A 1444-nucleotide genomic window follows, 5' to 3' on the forward strand; every position below is an offset into this window, starting at 1 on the left:
TGAAGTGACCCCTTAAAGTTAGACAAATATTTTTATGCAACCTGTATGGCATGAATTCGGTATTGTACCGGGCTCATGCCTTTTAATTTTGACTTAATGCGTTTGTGATTGTAGTAATCGATGTATTGTGCTAGTTCTTGCTTGAAGTCATCTAGACTTTCAAACTCATTAAGATAGAGAAATTCTGACTTCATAATGCCAAAGAAGTTCTCCATTACTGCGTTATCGTAACAATTTCCTTTGCGTGACATGCTCTGGATAATCGCCCGTTCCTTCAAAGCATGTTGATACTGCTTCATCTGGTAGTGCCAGCCTTGATCCGAATGCAGGAGGAGCTCATCCTCGTTGGATAAGCGTTTAAAAGCTTTATTTAGCATGTCGGAGACTAATGAATAAGTAGGGCGAGATCCTACTGTGTACGTGATAATTTCACCGTTAAATAAGTCCAGAACAGGTGATAAATAAAGCTTTTCTCCAAACAACTTAAATTCCGTAATATCGGTAACCCATTTCTCATTTGGTTTTTCTGCTTGAAAGTTACGATCCAGTACGTTTGGTGCAATGTTACCCACTGTTCCTTTATAGGAACGATATTTTTTCATACGCACTACTGATTTCAGGCCTAATTCTTTCATGATACGCTGTACTTTTTTATGGTTAACTCGGTGTTCACGATTAACTAGTTCATCACGGATACGACGATAGCCATAACGCCCCTGATGTTCCTCGTAAATGGATTGAATAAGGAGTTTCAGGTCTGCGTCTAGATCGGGCTTGTCAAACTGTTTCACCCAGTAATAGAAGGTGCTACGTGGGACTTCAGCGAACGCTAGCAATGCAACCACCGGGAATTCAAGCCTTAATTCATAGACTACTTGCGCTTTGTCTTGTTTGGTGATTTTTCCTTGTTTTGAACTAAGGCATTCAACTTTTTTAAATAGTCGTTTTCCATACGCAAACGTTCTAATTCAGCTTGTAGAGCTTCAACTGATTCATCGCCAGGTTCTAGCTTCTTCGTCATATTTTTGTTCGTATTTTTCATGAGTGGACGCCCCTTTTTCTTTGATTTCAGGCCGTCCATTCCATCCTCATTGAATTGAATACGCCATTTTCTAATAATCCTAGGAGAGGGTATATTGAAAATGACCGCAGCTTCATTTGGAGACGTCCCATTCTCGTTTATATAGGTGAGTACGTCTAGTTTAAATGTCTTAGTGTAAGCTGTATAGCTCTTTTCAAAAGCTTTGACGCCGTGATATTCGTATTGCCTAATCCACATACGTAAAGTTTCATGATTTATCCGTAATGATTTTGCAATACTTTTGACTCCTTCAGTACCATTCTGATATCTATGAATGGCTTTCAATTTCTCATCTAAACTGAATTTAGGCAAAAAAACTGCACCTCCATTGTTAGTCGTGTCTAACAAATGGGGTGCAGTTCA

Annotated in this window: 1 protein-coding gene; it reads right to left on the bottom strand. The window is 39.1% G+C overall.

Annotation, left to right across the window (positions count from 1 at the left end; all coding sequences use genetic code 11):
- Nucleotides 1-32: 32 nt before the first annotated feature.
- Nucleotides 33-1393 (bottom strand): IS3 family transposase gene (locus tag A6049_RS32880; RefSeq protein WP_095206293.1). Its coding sequence is split into 2 segments (ribosomal slippage): nt 33-937 and nt 937-1393, totalling 1362 coding nucleotides; the frame shifts between segments, so codons are not numbered across the junction.
- Nucleotides 1394-1444 lie beyond the last annotated feature (51 nt).

It is taken from the genome of Paenibacillus sp. O199 (genome assembly GCF_001636635.1).
In the GTDB taxonomy this organism is placed as follows: Bacteria; Bacillota; Bacilli; order Paenibacillales; family Paenibacillaceae; genus Paenibacillus; species Paenibacillus marchantiae.